The 15,536-nt window shown below is 38.9% G+C and carries 13 protein-coding genes and 1 riboswitch; of the genes, 7 read left to right on the top strand and 6 right to left on the bottom strand.

Going from position 1 to position 15,536, the window contains the following annotated elements:
• Positions 1–14 precede the first annotated feature (14 nt).
• Positions 15–599 carry a hypothetical protein gene (locus tag C1726_RS23780; protein WP_102275422.1) on the bottom strand — a complete coding sequence of 195 codons (585 nt, stop codon included), beginning with the start codon at positions 597–599 and terminating at the stop codon, positions 15–17.
• Positions 600–786: 187 nt separating this feature from the next.
• On the opposite strand from C1726_RS23780, the gene sda reads away from it, so the two are divergent.
• Entirely contained in the window at positions 787–918 is a 132-nt protein-coding gene (sda, locus tag C1726_RS23775) for a sporulation histidine kinase inhibitor Sda (protein ID WP_102275916.1), read from the top strand.
• Positions 919–1,150: 232 nt separating this feature from the next.
• On the opposite strand, the gene odhB is transcribed toward sda, so the two are convergent.
• Positions 1,151–2,407 (bottom strand): 2-oxoglutarate dehydrogenase complex dihydrolipoyllysine-residue succinyltransferase, encoded by a 1,257-nt coding sequence (gene odhB, locus C1726_RS23770; RefSeq protein ID WP_102275421.1) that lies wholly within the window; start codon positions 2,405–2,407, stop codon positions 1,151–1,153.
• 1 nt (position 2,408) lies between these two features.
• A complete protein-coding gene (sucA, locus tag C1726_RS23765; protein WP_102275420.1) occupies positions 2,409–5,249 on the bottom strand; it encodes a 2-oxoglutarate dehydrogenase E1 component in 2,841 nt (946 codons plus the stop codon).
• Between the two features lie 406 nt (positions 5,250–5,655).
• A riboswitch (SAM riboswitch) is annotated at positions 5,656–5,767 on the top strand.
• Between the two features lie 84 nt (positions 5,768–5,851).
• Between sucA and C1726_RS23760 the strand changes: the two genes are divergently transcribed.
• Genes C1726_RS23760 through metH form a run of 4 tightly spaced genes read left to right on the top strand, consistent with a single transcriptional unit; the run spans position 5,852 to position 13,449 of the window.
• On the top strand, positions 5,852–6,973 hold the full coding sequence (locus C1726_RS23760) for a methionine biosynthesis PLP-dependent protein (RefSeq protein WP_102275419.1): 1,122 nt from the start codon (positions 5,852–5,854) through the stop codon (positions 6,971–6,973).
• Positions 6,961–8,151 carry a cystathionine beta-lyase gene (gene metC, locus C1726_RS23755; protein ID WP_102275418.1) on the top strand — a complete coding sequence of 397 codons (1,191 nt, stop codon included), beginning with the start codon at positions 6,961–6,963 and terminating at the stop codon, positions 8,149–8,151. Before C1726_RS23760 ends, metC begins: the two co-directional genes overlap by 13 nt.
• Before the next feature lie 2 nt (positions 8,152–8,153).
• Positions 8,154–10,019, top strand: coding sequence for a bifunctional homocysteine S-methyltransferase/methylenetetrahydrofolate reductase (locus C1726_RS23750; protein ID WP_102275417.1), 1,866 nt, complete (start codon positions 8,154–8,156; stop codon positions 10,017–10,019).
• On the top strand, positions 9,997–13,449 hold the full coding sequence (gene metH, locus C1726_RS23745) for a methionine synthase (RefSeq protein ID WP_102275416.1): 3,453 nt from the start codon (positions 9,997–9,999) through the stop codon (positions 13,447–13,449). Before C1726_RS23750 ends, metH begins: the two co-directional genes overlap by 23 nt.
• Before the next feature lie 48 nt (positions 13,450–13,497).
• Here metH and C1726_RS23740 read toward each other — a convergent pair whose 3' ends face one another.
• On the bottom strand, positions 13,498–13,812 hold the full coding sequence (locus C1726_RS23740; protein WP_235822834.1) for a DUF3889 domain-containing protein: 315 nt from the start codon (positions 13,810–13,812) through the stop codon (positions 13,498–13,500).
• On the bottom strand, positions 13,809–13,952 hold the full coding sequence (locus C1726_RS26390; protein WP_180968288.1) for a hypothetical protein: 144 nt from the start codon (positions 13,950–13,952) through the stop codon (positions 13,809–13,811). The genes C1726_RS23740 and C1726_RS26390 overlap by 4 nt, the downstream gene beginning before the upstream one ends.
• 137 nt (positions 13,953–14,089) lie before the next feature.
• On the opposite strand from C1726_RS26390, the gene C1726_RS26385 reads away from it, so the two are divergent.
• Complete coding sequence (locus tag C1726_RS26385) at positions 14,090–14,251, top strand: hypothetical protein (protein ID WP_180968287.1); 162 nt, start codon at positions 14,090–14,092, stop codon at positions 14,249–14,251.
• A 249-nt stretch (positions 14,252–14,500) separates the two neighbouring features.
• Entirely contained in the window at positions 14,501–14,893 is a 393-nt protein-coding gene (locus C1726_RS23735) for a globin domain-containing protein (protein ID WP_056684735.1), read from the top strand.
• A 27-nt stretch (positions 14,894–14,920) separates the two neighbouring features.
• Here the strand turns inward: C1726_RS23735 and C1726_RS23730 are convergent, their stop codons facing one another.
• Positions 14,921–15,484: a glycerol-3-phosphate acyltransferase gene (locus C1726_RS23730; RefSeq protein WP_102275415.1), complete on the bottom strand. Its 564-nt coding sequence runs from the start codon at positions 15,482–15,484 to the stop codon at positions 14,921–14,923.
• Between the last annotated feature and the right edge of the window lie 52 nt (positions 15,485–15,536).

The raw sequence follows: 15,536 nt of genomic DNA, 5'->3' as shown, positions 1-15,536 counted from the left end.
GCAGAGCTGCTCTCTTAATTCAACTTTATAGCTTCTCCAGTCTTTTCGTCTTCCAGGAGGAAGTTTTTCCCTGTAAGTGAATTCTTTTCAACAGTTACATATCTTCTAGGCACTTTGTCACTTTCAGTTTCCTCAGCCTCTAAAGAAACAACAATTTTCACTGTTTTGTCATCAACGATTTGGAGTCCTTTAATTGTCATCGCATGATTTACGTAAGCAGGGTCATTGACTTGAACAAGCAATACATCTTCCTTTTCCCAATCAAACGTCTCTTTTAATTCACCAGCATGCTTCTCTGCGGTAAATACCCAAATGCCTCCCTTTGGCTGGCGTTCAGGAGATCCAAAAAACCAATTGACATTTTGAAAAGCAATCTCTTCAAATGTTTGTTCTGCTACATACACTTCCGCATCCTCTTTAGCTTCGGCTGCTTTTTCCTCAGTCTCTTCTTGTTGTTTCTCCTTTTTTTGCTCTTTTTCACTCTCGTCTTCCTTCGCTTCAGCTGTTACTTCCTTTGTTGATTCTTCTTTATCTTTTGAACAGGCAGCAGCAAGGAATAGGACGAGTGTGGATATAAATATCCATTTCATTAATTTCATAGTTGCATCCTCCTATGTATTTACTTCCAATTTTTTACCTATGTTGAGTAAACCACTTTTTTTCAGTGTTTTTAAGGTTCAAAAGTCCTTTTTTTGTCTTTTTAGAAAATTAGGGTTTTCAAATGTGACAGAAACGATTAAAATGAATGAAAGCTTCATATTCAATCCATTTCAGGAGGTATGCAGAATGAAGATTATGAGTAATGAACAATTGGTCGTCTCGTATCGTGATGCATTAAAGTCTGGGTCAGAGAAAGAATGGATTAGGATATTGAAAATGGAGATTGCAAAACGCGGTTTAAAGCCATTTAAAAAGTAAAAGACACAATTCCAACAATGGAGCGATTGGTTTAGATCCCTTTCGCTCTTTTTAATTGCATTTTAATTAGTCCGATTAGCACATAAAAACAGGGTGGAATACTCCACCCTGTTACTTTGTTTTAATAACATTTTTCAAATCTGTGAACTGTCTAATGCAAGCGGTCCCTCGACTTTATAACTTCAGTTCTCCCCTAGTCTGTAAGGCAATGATTAAGGCGTTTGCGTTTTTCTTATGCTTCAAACAACAGTGATTCTGGATCTTCAATTAATTCCTTCACTCTTGATAAGAAAGTTACTGCTTCTTTGCCATCTACAATTCGATGGTCATATGATAGTGCAATATACATCATTGGACGGTTTTCCATACGCTCTGCATCAATTGCTACTGGACGCAGCTTAATGGAATGCATGCCTAAAATGCCGACTTGTGGTCCATTAAGAATTGGTGTGGATAATAGCGAGCCAAAAACTCCGCCATTTGTAATCGTAAATGTTCCACCTTGCAGATCTTGCAAAGCTAATTTGTTGTTTCTTGCCTTTTCAGCAAGATCCAAAATATCCTTTTCTATTTCAGCAAAGTTTTTACGGTCTGCATCGCGTACGACTGGAACAACAAGGCCTTCGTTCGCAGACACGGCAATGCCGATATCATAGAATTTTTTCAGAACGAGCTCATCGCCTTGAATTTCTGCATTCAATAAAGGACTTCTTTTCAAAGCAGCAACAACAGCTTTAGTGAAGAAGGACATAAATCCAAGCTTTACGTCATTTTCTTCTAAGAATTTATCTTTACGACGTTTACGCAGATTCATAACATTTGTCATATCGACTTCATTGAAAGTAGTCAGCATCGCTGCGGTTTGCTGTACTTCAACAAGTCGATTAGCGATCGTTTGACGGCGGCGGGTCATACGAATACGCTCAACTTCTTTACCAGCAGGCTGAACGGCAGGTGCTGGCTGCGGTTTTGGAGCTGATGACGTTTTTTGCTGTACTGCCTCTTGATGGGTAAAAGATGATACATCATGTGCACGAACACGTCCAAGCGGATCAACAGTCGGTACTTGTGTAAGATCAATTCCTTTCTCACGAGCCATTTTTCTTGCGGCAGGTGAAGCAATTGGCCGCTGCCCCTTCTGCTCATTGTTTACTTGAACGTTTTCTTCTTCTTGAACAGCTTGTTTCGGTGCCTCTTGAATTGGAGCCTTTGCTGTTTCAGCTTGTGATTGGACTGACTCAGCAGAAGCTTCCCCGCTTTCATCTACTACGGCAATCGTTTCACCAACATTAACCGTATCGCCTTCAGCAGCTCTAACTTCTTTAAGGATTCCGCTATGATCTGAAATGATCTCGACATTCACTTTATCTGTTTCAAGCTCGACAACATAATCGCCTTTATTTACGAAATCACCTGGTTTTTTTAACCATTGGGCGATTGTTCCTTCTGTAATCGATTCAGCTAGTTCTGGTACTTTTATATCTGCCACCTTAATTTCCTCCCTCTTGCTTATGCGTAAATGCCTCTTTTATCATTCGTGCTTGTTCTTTTTTATGAACATTTGGATCCCCTTCAGAAGGGCTTGATCGTCTGCGTCTGCCAATGTAGGAAACATCGATTTCTTTCTGTGCAATATATTGTAATCTTGGCTCAACAAAATTCCAAGAACCCATATTCTTTGGTTCCTCTTGAACCCAAACAATTTCACTTAAGTTTGGATAGCGTTTAATTATTTTTTGAATGGCTTCAATCGGGAAAGGATAGATTTCTTCTACTCGCAGAAGATGGAACCATTCATGGTCGTCTATATTTTTCAGGTGATCAGCTAAATCAATAGCCATTTTTCCTGTCGATAGAATTAGGCGAGTAACTTTCTCGATACTTTGACCTAAATCATGCTGTTCAATGACTGATTGGAATTCACCTTCACTCAGCTCATATCCGCTTGAAGCAACAAGTGGATGACGCAATAGGCTCTTCGGTGCCATAATAACAAGCGGACGAACCTCTTCACGTTTCAGAATGGCTGCCTGTCTGCGTAAAATATGAAAATATTGTGCAGCAGAAGTCAAATTAGCAACAGTCCAGTTATTTTCTGCGGCTAATGTTAAAAATCTTTCCAGGCGTGCACTTGAATGCTCAGGACCTTGACCTTCATACCCATGTGGCAGGAGCATAATTAGACCGGATTTTTGCCCCCATTTGGCTCTTCCCGCAGCAATAAATTGATCAAAGATCACCTGTGCTGAGTTAGCAAAATCTCCAAATTGTGCTTCCCATAAAACAAGTGTTTCAGGTGCAAAGACATTATAACCATATTCAAAGCCGAGTACAGCTGCTTCTGATAATGGGCTATTATGAACAGCGAAGGAAGCCTTCGCGGATGAAAGTAAATGCAGCGGCGAATAAGATTTACCTGTGCTGCTATCATGTAAAACTATATTCCGGTGGGCAAATGTTCCTCGCTCGGAATCTTGACCTGTCAGGCGAATTGGTGTGCCATCATGTAAAATTGATGCAAAAGCTAATGTTTCAGCATGACCCCAATCAATTTTCTTTTCGCCATCAAGTGCGTTCTTTCGTCGGTTCAGAATTTTGTCCAATTTATTGAAAACTGTAAACTTTTCTGGCCATGTTATCAGCTCTTGGTTAATTTCCTTTAACGTATCAAAAGAAACAGCTGTCTTAAGTTTTGGCAAGCCTTTTTCTACAGTTTCAGGCGGATTTAATTCTTCTGTTTCCTTTTTACTTGCAGGTACTTTTTCATAGGCAGCTTTCAATTTAACTAATACATTTTCCTCGATTATATCAGCTTCATCTTTGCTGATGATTGATTGATTTACAAGTTTTCGTCCATACAGTTCTTTTACTGTAGGCTGTTCATTAATAATTTTATACATTAATGGATTTGTTGTCATTGGCTCATCCATTTCATTGTGCCCAAAGCGGCGGTAACCAATAAGATCGATTAAGAAGTCCTTTTGAAACTTTTCTCGGTATTCGCTCGCAAATCTTGCAGCTGCTATGCAGCTTTCAGGATCATCTGCATTCACATGCAGAATTGGAATCTCATATCCTTTTGCGAGATCACTTGCATATCTCGTTGAACGGGAATCTCGAGATTCTGTTGTAAAGCCAATTGTATTGTTTGCAATGATATGAAGGGATCCTCCAGTATTATATCCCTTCAATTGCCCTAAGTTTAATGTTTCTGCAACAATTCCTTGACCAGGGAATGCTGCATCCCCATGAATAATTATGGACATCGCTGAACTTAAATTTTCAATTGGATAGCCTTTAGTTGATCGATCATCCTGTGCAGCTCGTGTAAACCCTTCAACAACAGAACCGACAAATTCAAGATGGCTTGGGTTATTCGCTAATGTCAGACGTGTCACAGTTGTATTTTCATCTTTTATTTGTTTATCAAGACCTAGATGGTATTTCACATCTCCTGTCCAGCCATAGCTAATCCCGATAGATCCTTCAGATGGAACAAGTTCTTTATTTGGCGCATGCTGAAATTCAGCAAAAATCATTTCATACGGCTTACCAAGCACATGGGCAAGTACATTTAAGCGCCCTCGATGTGCCATGCCAATATTAATTGTTTTTGCCCCTTTTGAAACTGATTCTGCAACAATCTCGTCAAGTAAAGGCACCATTGAATCAAGCCCTTCAATTGAGAACCGTTTTTGACCAACAAATGTCCGATGAAGAAATTTTTCAAATTCTTCTACTTCTGTTAATCTTTTTAGAATCTTTGTTTTTTCTTCTCTTTGCAATTTAAGCTTTAAGCTGCCTGATTCAACTTTTCGGCGCAGCCAATTTTTTTCGTTTGCATCATATACATGATGGAATTCGAATGCAATCGTACCCATATACATGCTTTTTAAGTAATCAATTGCATCAAATGCGTTCCTTAGAGGAATTGGCGCATCTTTACATATGACTCCTGCTGGAATTGCATACAGATCCTCTTCTATTAACCCATAATGTGAAAGCTCAAAAAGCTTTTTTTCGGGTTCATGGTCATTTAATGGATAAATGTTTGCGGCTAGATGGCCATAAGTGCGAATATTATCTGCCAGACGAATTGCCGACAAAGTTTTTTCTAGTTGCGGAACAGTTTGATTAACGCCACTAATTTCCGCCTTCTCTGTACGATTTTCTAGCATTGGTGATCCTGCAGTTTCGAAGTATGCTTTCATTTCAGGATCAACAGATTCAGGGTCTTCTAAATATGCTTCATATAATTCAATGACATAGCCAAGGTTCGGGCCATGAAAGCCTTCAGCAAAAGGCTTTTCGCCATTCAATGGCTTTTTCATGGAAAATGACCTCCATAACTGAATTTGTAGTAAATGCAACTTTTTATCCACTTTTTCTCATGTAATTGATAATTATTAGAATAATAATATTTTTCAGAGGATAAATCGTTTTCAAAGCCATTCTACCATGTAAAACCCTGTTGTTCAAAGGTTTTTAATACGAAACTAGTGAAAAATATTTTTTTTATTATTCAGGAAGAAAAACTTATACTAAAAAAGTGATTATCTTCCATAAGTATAAGGATTAAATAAATCATTCATACTTTTTTATAACTTTCCTATAAGAGATAATGGATTAATGAATTTAGTTTACATAATAATATTATTGTGCATTCGCGCATTTTTTAAATACCCATTGACTTTTATTATAAAAGTGTTGTAAAGTTTGAAATAATTAAATATTGATTTCTTATCAAGAGAGGTCGAGGGTAAGGCCCGAAGACACCTCAGCAACCATTAATCCTTGAGATTAATAAGGTGCTAATTCCTGCAAGTTTTTATAACTTGAAAGATAAGAAGAACGGCTAATTATTGCTTATGAAAAAGTCTTCTTCTTATAGAAGGCTTTTTTTATTTTTTATAGAGAAAAAGGAGTGCATAAGATGCATAAGCTTGATACAATTCTTGCCCAAATTGGCAATCGAAGTGAATCTGCAACAGGAGCAGTGAATCCACCCATTTATTTATCTACTGCTTATCGTCATGAAGGGATTGGCCAGTCAACTGGATATGATTACATCCGCACTGGCAATCCTACAAGATATTTGCTTGAAAATGCAATTGCTGAGCTTGAAGAAGGCGACCAAGGATTTGCATGCAGTTCAGGGATGGCGGCTATTCTCACCGTACTATCCCTCTTTCAGTCTGGCGACGAATTTATTGTTTCAAAGGATTTATATGGCGGTACTTATCGTCTATTTGAACAAGGATGTAAGAAATGGGGTTTACGCTGCAAATATATTCAATCATTATCCTCTGAAGTTTTAGAGGAAGAAGTCACTGATCGGACGAAAGCCATTTTTATCGAGACACCAACGAACCCCTTAATGGAGCAAACGAATATTGAAGAGGTCGCTACTTTTGCAAATAGGCATCATCTTCTGCTTATTGTTGATAACACGTTTTTCACTCCCCTTTTACAACAGCCTTTAAAACTTGGAGCAGATATTGTCATCCACAGTGCAACAAAATATTTAGGCGGTCATAATGATGTATTGGCTGGTCTTATCGTTGCCAAGGGCAAAGAGCTATGTGAATCATTAGCTGCAAATCATAATGCTTCGGGTGCGGTATTAAGTCCATTTGACTCTTGGCTGCTTATTCGTGGAATGAAAACATTATCTCTAAGAATGGAGCGTCATGAAAGAAATGCAAAGGAAATTTTCCAGTATTTATTTGAGCATGATGCTGTTACCGATGTTCTTTATCCAGGACAAGGCGGAATGATCTCTTTCCGAATCAAAGACCAAGGTTGGGTAAATCCGTTTTTACAAAGTCTTCGCCTTGTTACATTTGCAGAAAGTCTTGGCGGAGTGGAAAGCTTTATAACATATCCCGCAACGCAGACACATGCCGATATTCCAGAACATATCCGGCTTGAAACAGGTGTCTGCAATCGATTATTGCGTTTTTCGGTTGGAATAGAGCATGTAGAAGATTTAAAAAATGACCTAGAGCTGGCTTTTGCTAAAGCTCAGACGGAGGGTGTGCAATGTGTGAAATAGAATCATGGAGTTTTCAGACGAAACTTCTTCATAATAGTCAAAAAATTGATCATCTAACAGGTGCTGTCAGTGTTCCAATCCAGCATGCCTCTACCTTTCATCAATATGATATTGATTCATTTGGAAAGTATGATTACAGCCGTAGCTTAAATCCAACGAGAGAAGCATTAGAAACGGTTATAGCTGATATGGAGGAAGGAACTAGAGGCTTTGCATTTTCATCAGGAATGGCGGCCATTTCAACTGCTTTCCTGCTACTGTCAAAGGGAGATCACGTAATAATTACAGAGGATGTATACGGAGGAACCTATCGCTTTGTAACAGAAGTGCTTTCAAGATATGGCATTGAGCATACTTTTGTTGATATGACTGATTTAGATGATGTTAAGCAGGCTATCCGTCCAAATACAAAGGTCTTTTATGTTGAAACTCCATCCAATCCACTGTTGAAAGTAACGGATATTAAAGCGGTCAGCTCGATCGCTAAGTCTCATGGCGCACTGACATTCGTTGATAACACTTTCCTAACGCCAGCATTACAAAAGCCCTTAACTTTAGGAGCAGATGTTGTCCTGCATAGTGCAACAAAGTTTTTATCAGGTCATAGTGATGTTGTTGCCGGACTTACTGTAGTAAAGGACCGAATTCTTGCAGATAAAATTGGTTTTTTGCAAAATTCATTTGGAGCAGTACTTGGTGTACAAGATGCTTGGCTCGTTTTACGCGGAATCAAAACGCTACATGTGAGACTTGCTCAATCCATCCAATCGGCCAAACAAATCGCCCAAGCCCTTAAGGAAAATCCAGCCATTAAAAATGTTTACTATCCTGGCTTGGAGGACCATCCACACTATGTTTTACAAAGCAAGCAAGCAAAAGGTGCTGGAGCTGTCCTTTCATTTGAACTTGAAAATGAAAGAATATTAAGAGATTTTGTATCAAAGGTAAAAATTCCTGTGTTTGCTGTGAGTCTTGGTGCTGTGGAATCCATCCTTTCCTATCCTGCAAAAATGTCCCATGCAGCCATGCCCCTTCATGAACGTGAAAAACGAGGAATTAGCAATAGCCTTCTTCGCCTCTCAGTTGGATTAGAGAACTCAAATGATTTATTAAAGGACTTTAATAAAGCACTATCTGCTAGTAGTTTCAAAGAAAAAGTACTTCATAGAGGAGAATGAAAATGAGTTTCCTTGAAAAAATGAAAAATGAAATTCTCATTGCTGATGGTGCTATGGGGACCCTTCTCTATTCATATGGGACAGATTGCTGCTTTGAGGAATTAAACCTTTCGCATGCAGAACAAATCCAGCAAATTCACCAAGCGTATATACATGCCGGTGCAAACCTGATACAAACCAATTCCTATGCCGCCAACTATATAAAGCTGCAAAGGTATGGTCTTGAGGATAATGTGAAGGAAATCAACACATTTGCCGTTCGGAACGCTAGGAAAGCAGCTGAAAAAGACAGCTTTGTAGTTGGAACAATTGGCGGTATACGAGGGATTAAACCCAATATGGTACCTCTTGAAGAGATAAAAAGAAGTTTTCGGGAGCAGCTCTATTGTCTTCTGCTTGAAGGGGTTGATGGGATATTACTAGAAACATATTATGATCTTGAGGAAATGGAAAATGTTCTACCCATTGTGCGGAAAGAAACACAATTGCCAATCATTGCCCAGGTTTCCCTTCACGAAGTTGGTGTTCTGCAAAATCAAACACCGATTTCAGAGGCATTTAAGCGTCTTGAGAGTCTGGGAGCTGATGTAGTCGGCTTAAATTGCCGGCTAGGCCCCCATCATATGCTTTTAACATTAGAGGATATTCCCCTTTCAAAGCATGCTTTTTTATCAGCTTATCCGAATGCGAGTATTCCTGCATATACGGACGGTAAATTCCATTTTGAAGGTGACTCCAATTATTTCAAACAGTCTGCCAGTGCATTTAGAAATCAAGGTATTAGATTGTTAGGAGGATGCTGTGGGACAACACCTGAGCATATCCAGGCATTTGCAGATGAACTTAAGGGCCTCTCCCCTATTTCAGAAAAGATAATTAAGAAACGTGAGCAGATACAAGTATTAAAGAAAGACATCCCGGTTAGAGAGTTTCCCCCGTTAGAAGAAATCGTCAATGACCGACCATCAATAATTGTAGAGCTTGATCCGCCGAAACATTTGAAAACGGAGAATTTCTTTGAGGGCGTAAAGGCTTTTAAGAAAATGGGCATTGATGCAATCACATTAGCTGATAATTCTCTTGCTACTCCAAGAATTTGTAATTCAGCCCTTGGTTATCGCGTTAAAAAGGAGATTGGCGTTCGTCCATTAGTTCATATTACATGCAGGGATCGAAATCTGATAGGTCTTCAATCCCATTTGATGGGACTGCATACACTTGGACTATATGATGTATTAGCTGTAACAGGTGACCCAGCAAGAGTTGGAGATTTTCCTGGAGCATCTTCTGTTTATGATTTATCTTCCTTTGAGCTGATTCAAATGATTAAGCAGTTGAATAAAGGCTATTCGATTTCGGGCACACATTTAAAAGAACAATCCGTATTTTCCGTAGGTGCCGCTTTTAATCCGAATGTTCGATCCATCGAAAAGGCTGTACAAAGGCTCGAAAAGAAAATCCATTATGGGGCAGATTATTTTGTTAGCCAGCCTGTATTTTCAGAAGAAAAACTAACGGAAGTGTATGAAGCGGTTAAACATCTAGAAAAACCAATTTACATTGGGATCATGCCACTAACAGGGAGTAAAAATACAGAATTTCTCCATAATGAAGTGCCAGGCATAAAAATTTCAGAGGAAATCCGCAGCCGTATGGCCAGTTTAATCGATAATCCTATTCTAGCAGCGCAAGAAGGAGTAGCTATTGCCAAGTCATTAATTGATGCGGCCTGTGAGCTTTTTAATGGAATCTACTTGATTACTCCTTTTATGCGCTACGACATGACGGTTGAACTATCAGCATATACAAAAGAAGTGAGCGCCAAAATAACGAGGAGGAAAAAACATGCAGAAATCAGTACTATCTGATCAACTAAAGAAAAAAATTCTGATCATGGATGGCGCAATGGGCACAATGCTTCAGAACGCTAATTTATCAGCCGATGATTTTGGCGGGGAGGAATATGAAGGCTGCAATGAATATTTGACGATTACCTCCCCTTCTCTCATTGAACGTATTCACCTTGAGTATTTGCATGCTGGTGCCGACATCATTGAAACGAATACCTTTGGGGCTACAAGTGTGGTTTTAGATGAATACGGATTAGCCCATTTGGCATATGAGCTAAATAAGAAATCTGCCTTAATTGCCAGAAAAGCAGCCGATCAGCTGTCTACTAAGGGTTGGCCAAGATTTGTGGCAGGTTCACTTGGACCTACAACTAAAACCTTAAGTGTGACAGGCGGGACAACCTTTGAAAATCTGATTCAATCCTATGAGGAGCAGGCGCGAGGATTGATCGACGGGAATTCAGACCTCCTTCTCCTTGAAACAAGTCAGGATATGTTAAATGTAAAGGCAGGATATATCGGTATTCAAAATGCCTTCAAAAAGACGGGCAAAGAATTGCCGCTTATTGTGTCGGGAACGATTGAACCAATGGGAACAACACTTGCAGGACAATCTATTGAAGCTTTTTATATTTCACTTGAACATATGAAAACATTGGCAGTTGGATTAAACTGTGCAACAGGTCCTGAATTCATGCAGGATCATATACGATCCTTATCCGGTCTTGCCTCGACAGCCATCAGCTGTTATCCAAACGCTGGACTGCCAGATGAGGAAGGGCAATATCATGAAACACCAGAAACGTTAGCACAAAAGCTAGGAGGTTTTGCTTCTGAAGGATGGCTGAATATCGTTGGGGGCTGCTGCGGAACAACGCCTGATCATATTAAAGCAATTGCTGAAGAAATGAAAAAGTATGAGCCACGTACATTTGAAAAAAGTACGATTCATAAAGTTTCCGGAATTGAACCATTTATTTATGATGATCCTACCCTTCGTCCAATTATGGTTGGAGAACGTACGAATGTCATTGGTTCACGAAAATTTAAAAGGCTGATAAGAGAAGGGAAATTTGAGGAGGCATCTGAAATTGCACGCGCGCAAATAAAAGGCGGTGCCCATGTAATCGATGTTTGTCTTGCCGATCCTGACCGTGAAGAACTTGAAGATGTTGAAAACTTTATGAAGGAACTTGTCAAGAAAGTGAAGGCTCCCCTTGTTATTGATTCAACTGACGAAAAAGTGATTGAGAAGGCTCTTTCGTATTCTCAGGGAAAAGCAATTATTAACTCTATTAATCTAGAAGACGGAGAAGAAAAATTTGCAGTGACCGCTCCTCTTATTCACACATATGGTGCTGCTGTAGTAGTTGGTACAATTGATGAAAAAGGGATGGGTGTTACTGCCGCGAAGAAGTTAGAAATAGCGAAGCGTTCTTACGATTTACTTGTAAATAAATATGGCATCCAACCGGAGGATATTATTTTTGACCCGCTTGTCTTCCCTGTTGGAACTGGTGACGAACAATACATTGGATCAGCGAAAGCAACGGTAGAAGGCATTCGCTTAATTAAAAAAGCAATACCAGGCGTACAGACGATCCTTGGCATTAGCAATGTGTCATTTGGCCTCCCTCCTGTTGGCCGTGAAATTTTAAATTCTGTTTTTCTCTATCATTGTACTCAAGCCGGTTTAGATTATGCAATTGTCAATACGGAAAAGTTGGAGCGATTTGCCTCTATTCCTAAGGAAGAAGTGCTGCTAGCAGAAAAGCTGCTTTTTGAAACGACAGATCAAGCACTAGCTGAATTTACAGATTTTTACCGAGATAAGAGAAAAGAGAAGAAAAGTATTTTGCCTGATATGACGCTTGAGGAACGTCTTGCTTATTATGTGGTAGAGGGAACAAAAGAAGGACTGATTTCCGATCTTGAAGAGGCACTCCGTGTTTATTCTGCCCCCCTTGAAATCATTAATGGTCCATTAATGGATGGAATGAAGGAAGTTGGACGCTTATTTAATGACAATCAGCTAATTGTTGCTGAGGTCCTGCAAAGTGCTGAGGTGATGAAAACATCTGTTTCCTATCTGGAGCCTTATATGGAAAAGGATGACACAACTTCAGGAAAAGGAAAAATTGTTCTTGCTACCGTTAAGGGAGATGTCCACGATATCGGTAAGAATTTAGTGGATATTATATTAAGTAATAATGGCTATGATGTAATTGATCTTGGAATTAAAGTGGCTCCAGCACAGCTTGTGGAGACGATTAAAAAAGAAAAACCAAATATGATAGGACTTTCTGGTTTGCTTGTGAAATCTGCACAGCAAATGGTCCTTACCGCCCATGATTTAAGGCAGGCTGGAATTGATATCCCGATTTTAGTTGGTGGAGCAGCATTATCAAGAAAATTTACCGATACAAAAATCGCTAAAGAATATGATGGTCTTGTTCTTTATGCAAAGGATGCAATGAATGGTCTTTCGCTTGCTAACCAGCTGCAGGTGCCCGAAGAATTAGAAAAGCTAAAGCTTCAGCAAGCAGAAAAACAATTGACTGCTTTAAGTGCTGTACCTTTTGAAAGAAATCGAGCAAATACCGCAACCGCAGTTAAAATGAGAACAAAATTAAATATAAACATTCCTGTTTTTGTTCCAAAGGATTTAAAGAGAAAATTGCTGAAGTCCTATTCTCTCGCACATATTGAACCGTATATTAATAAGCAAATGCTGATTGGACACCATCTTGGCTTAAAAGGAAAACTTGATAAATTGCTTGCTGCTGGCGATGAGAAGGCGGTTAAAATAAATGGTGTGGTGAATGACTTGATCCAGGCATCAAAAGAAAATAATTGGATCAAGCCGGCAGCTGTTTATCAATTTTTCCCGGCACAGTCAGATGGCGATAAAGTGATTATTTATAATGAGGAGCAAACAGCTATTATTGAAACATTTGAATTTCCACGGCAGGAAGTTGAACCATTTCTTTGCCTTGCAGATTATTTAAAGCCAAAGGAAAGCGGTCAAATGGATTATGTTGCCTTCTTTACTGTTACTGCTGGTAAAGGCATCCGTCAAGTTGCAGACCAATTAAAGGGACAAGGCAGATTCCTGGAATGCCATGCCCTGCAGTCACTTGCTCTCGAAACGGCTGAAGGCTTTGCTGAACTCATTCATCGCCAAATTAGAGATCGTTGGGGGTTCCCAGATCCAGTTGAAATGACAATGAAAGAACGATTTGCAGCTAAATATCATGGCCAGCGATATTCATTCGGATATCCAGCCTGTCCAGATTTAGAAGATCAGAAAAAATTATTCCGTTTAATTTGTCCGGAAGATATTGGCGTTCATTTAACAGATGGCTGTATGATGGAGCCTGAAGCATCCGTTTCAGCTATTGTTTTTGCCCATCCTGATGCAAGATATTTTAATGTACAGAAGGTATGAGCTAACCCTAGCACATCTTTTGCATTTCAAGCGGATGTGCTAGGGTATTTAGTTGATTGTTTTTTGCGTACTTACATTTATTACCCGATCATCTTTGGGATCAAATTCAATCTGAATGAGCAGCCCGAACTCTTTTCCTTGATCATCCACCCAAAGCTTAAACTTTTCAATTGAAGAATTTGGCTTGTCCTCTCTCCCAATATGTAAATAATCAACAATATTCGCACGAGGATACTTCTCCTTCGCAGTCTTAACAGCTAGTTGCCCCCATTTTGCATAGGAAGGTGGAGAAGCATTAGCAGCATTGGCTGATAATATTAAACCCCCTAGCATCAAGAGGCAAACAAACACATTCTTCATCATGGATTTTGTCTCTTTATGCTCTTTTCTTCCGCACGCATCCGTTCTTCCTCTTCTTCCACGCATATATAGGCAATTTGTTCAGACATCAAATGATGCATAATATCTTTATCATCTAAACATTCATTTTCTTTATTTTTCATATAAAAACAAACCTCCTATCTTAACTGATTATAGGATTTACTATAGGAGGTTTGCTTATTCACCAAGAGGAAAATTATCATTTAATGAATATTTATGAGGAAATATTGCAATCTAACAGTAGGAGGTGCTGTGAATTATGAATGATCAAAACATACCGGAAATGGCATTATTGCTAGAAAGTATGAATGGTGCATATACGACCGAATCGATCGTAACAAACTCAGTAAATGATTACGATATGAATGATGAAGAAAACAGCACGAAAATTGATGTAAATAATTATCTTTTTGAAGATTAGAAAAGCATTGCTGACTTCAGCAATGCTTTAGCCACATTTTATACTACCCTTTTTCTCCAACTTAATTTCCCCTTCCATTTAGTAATCCTTCTATATTTATCATCCAATTCCAATAGTTTTAATAAATGCACAATATGTATAGCACGGTAGCAATTGTTTAAATGAACGTGATTTAAATCACAAAATTTTACGCTTATAATTATTATAATTAAATTAACTAATAGAAAAGTCGATGGTAGGTGTTGAAAAATGGATTATAAGTTTAAAAATCTTTTTGATGAAATTGGCGGAGCTGAAACAATTGATAAATTAGTTAATGCTTTTTATCCGCGAGTGTATGCAGATAAAGATTTGCGGCCACTATTTGAGGATGATATGGAAGAGATAAAAAGAAAGCAGCGGATGTTTCTTTCCCAATTTACTGGTGGACCAGCCCTTTACAGTGAAGAATTTGGACCGCCTGCGATGCAAAGAAGACATCTTCCTTTTGAGATTACTCCAACACGTGCAAAGTGCTGGCTTCGTTGTATGAAGGAAGCCTTTCATGAAATTGGGCTTGATGAACATCCTTCGGGTCCTGTTTTCTATGATCGCCTGACTCAAGTTGCTGGCATTATGGTAAATAGTCCTGATCCTGAATAAAAATAATCCTAACCGAAAATAATTCGGTTAGGATTTCCATTTTTCTATCAAGTTCTTTATGTGCGCCAATAAAATAATAATCGTTATTCCGATGAAGCCCCACATGGATGTGACAGAATTATGCAGGAAATCAACAGCTACGGGAAGGACAAGAAAGGAACCAAGTCCTGAAAGTGTGAAGCTTTTAGTAAATGGATAAGTGATTAAGAACGCTATAATGATGACAACAGCCAATAATGGTTCGAAAGCAAGTGCCCCGCCAATATAAGTGGATATTCCCTTTCCTCCTCTAAAACGAAAAAAAACTGGTCTAATGTGCCCGATCAATGCAAAGGCAAGCCCGATTAACTGTTCCAGAGCAGATAGTTCAAGCATTCTGCCAATAAAAATAACGAGTGCCCCTTTTAATGCATCCCCAAGAAAAGTAAGAACAAAAGCCTTTTTTCCATATAAACGTCCCGCATTCCTTGCACCAGGATTGCCTGAACCTTCCCCAAGAATTTCCCCTTTATGAAAAATTTTTATTAGAAAATGTGCTGTTAAAATATTCCCAATAAAATAGGAGCTAACAAAAAAAATGATTAGATTCATAGAATACTCCAGTCTTTGAAAAATAAATAATGTTTTAGATATAATTATGAAG

The sequence above is a fragment of the Cytobacillus massiliigabonensis genome (assembly GCF_900199725.1).
GTDB classification, from domain to species: domain Bacteria; phylum Bacillota; class Bacilli; order Bacillales; family Cytobacillaceae; genus Cytobacillus; species Cytobacillus massiliigabonensis.
Note: the sequence above shows the minus strand (reverse complement) of the source record. Positions and strands in the feature narration are given on the sequence as shown.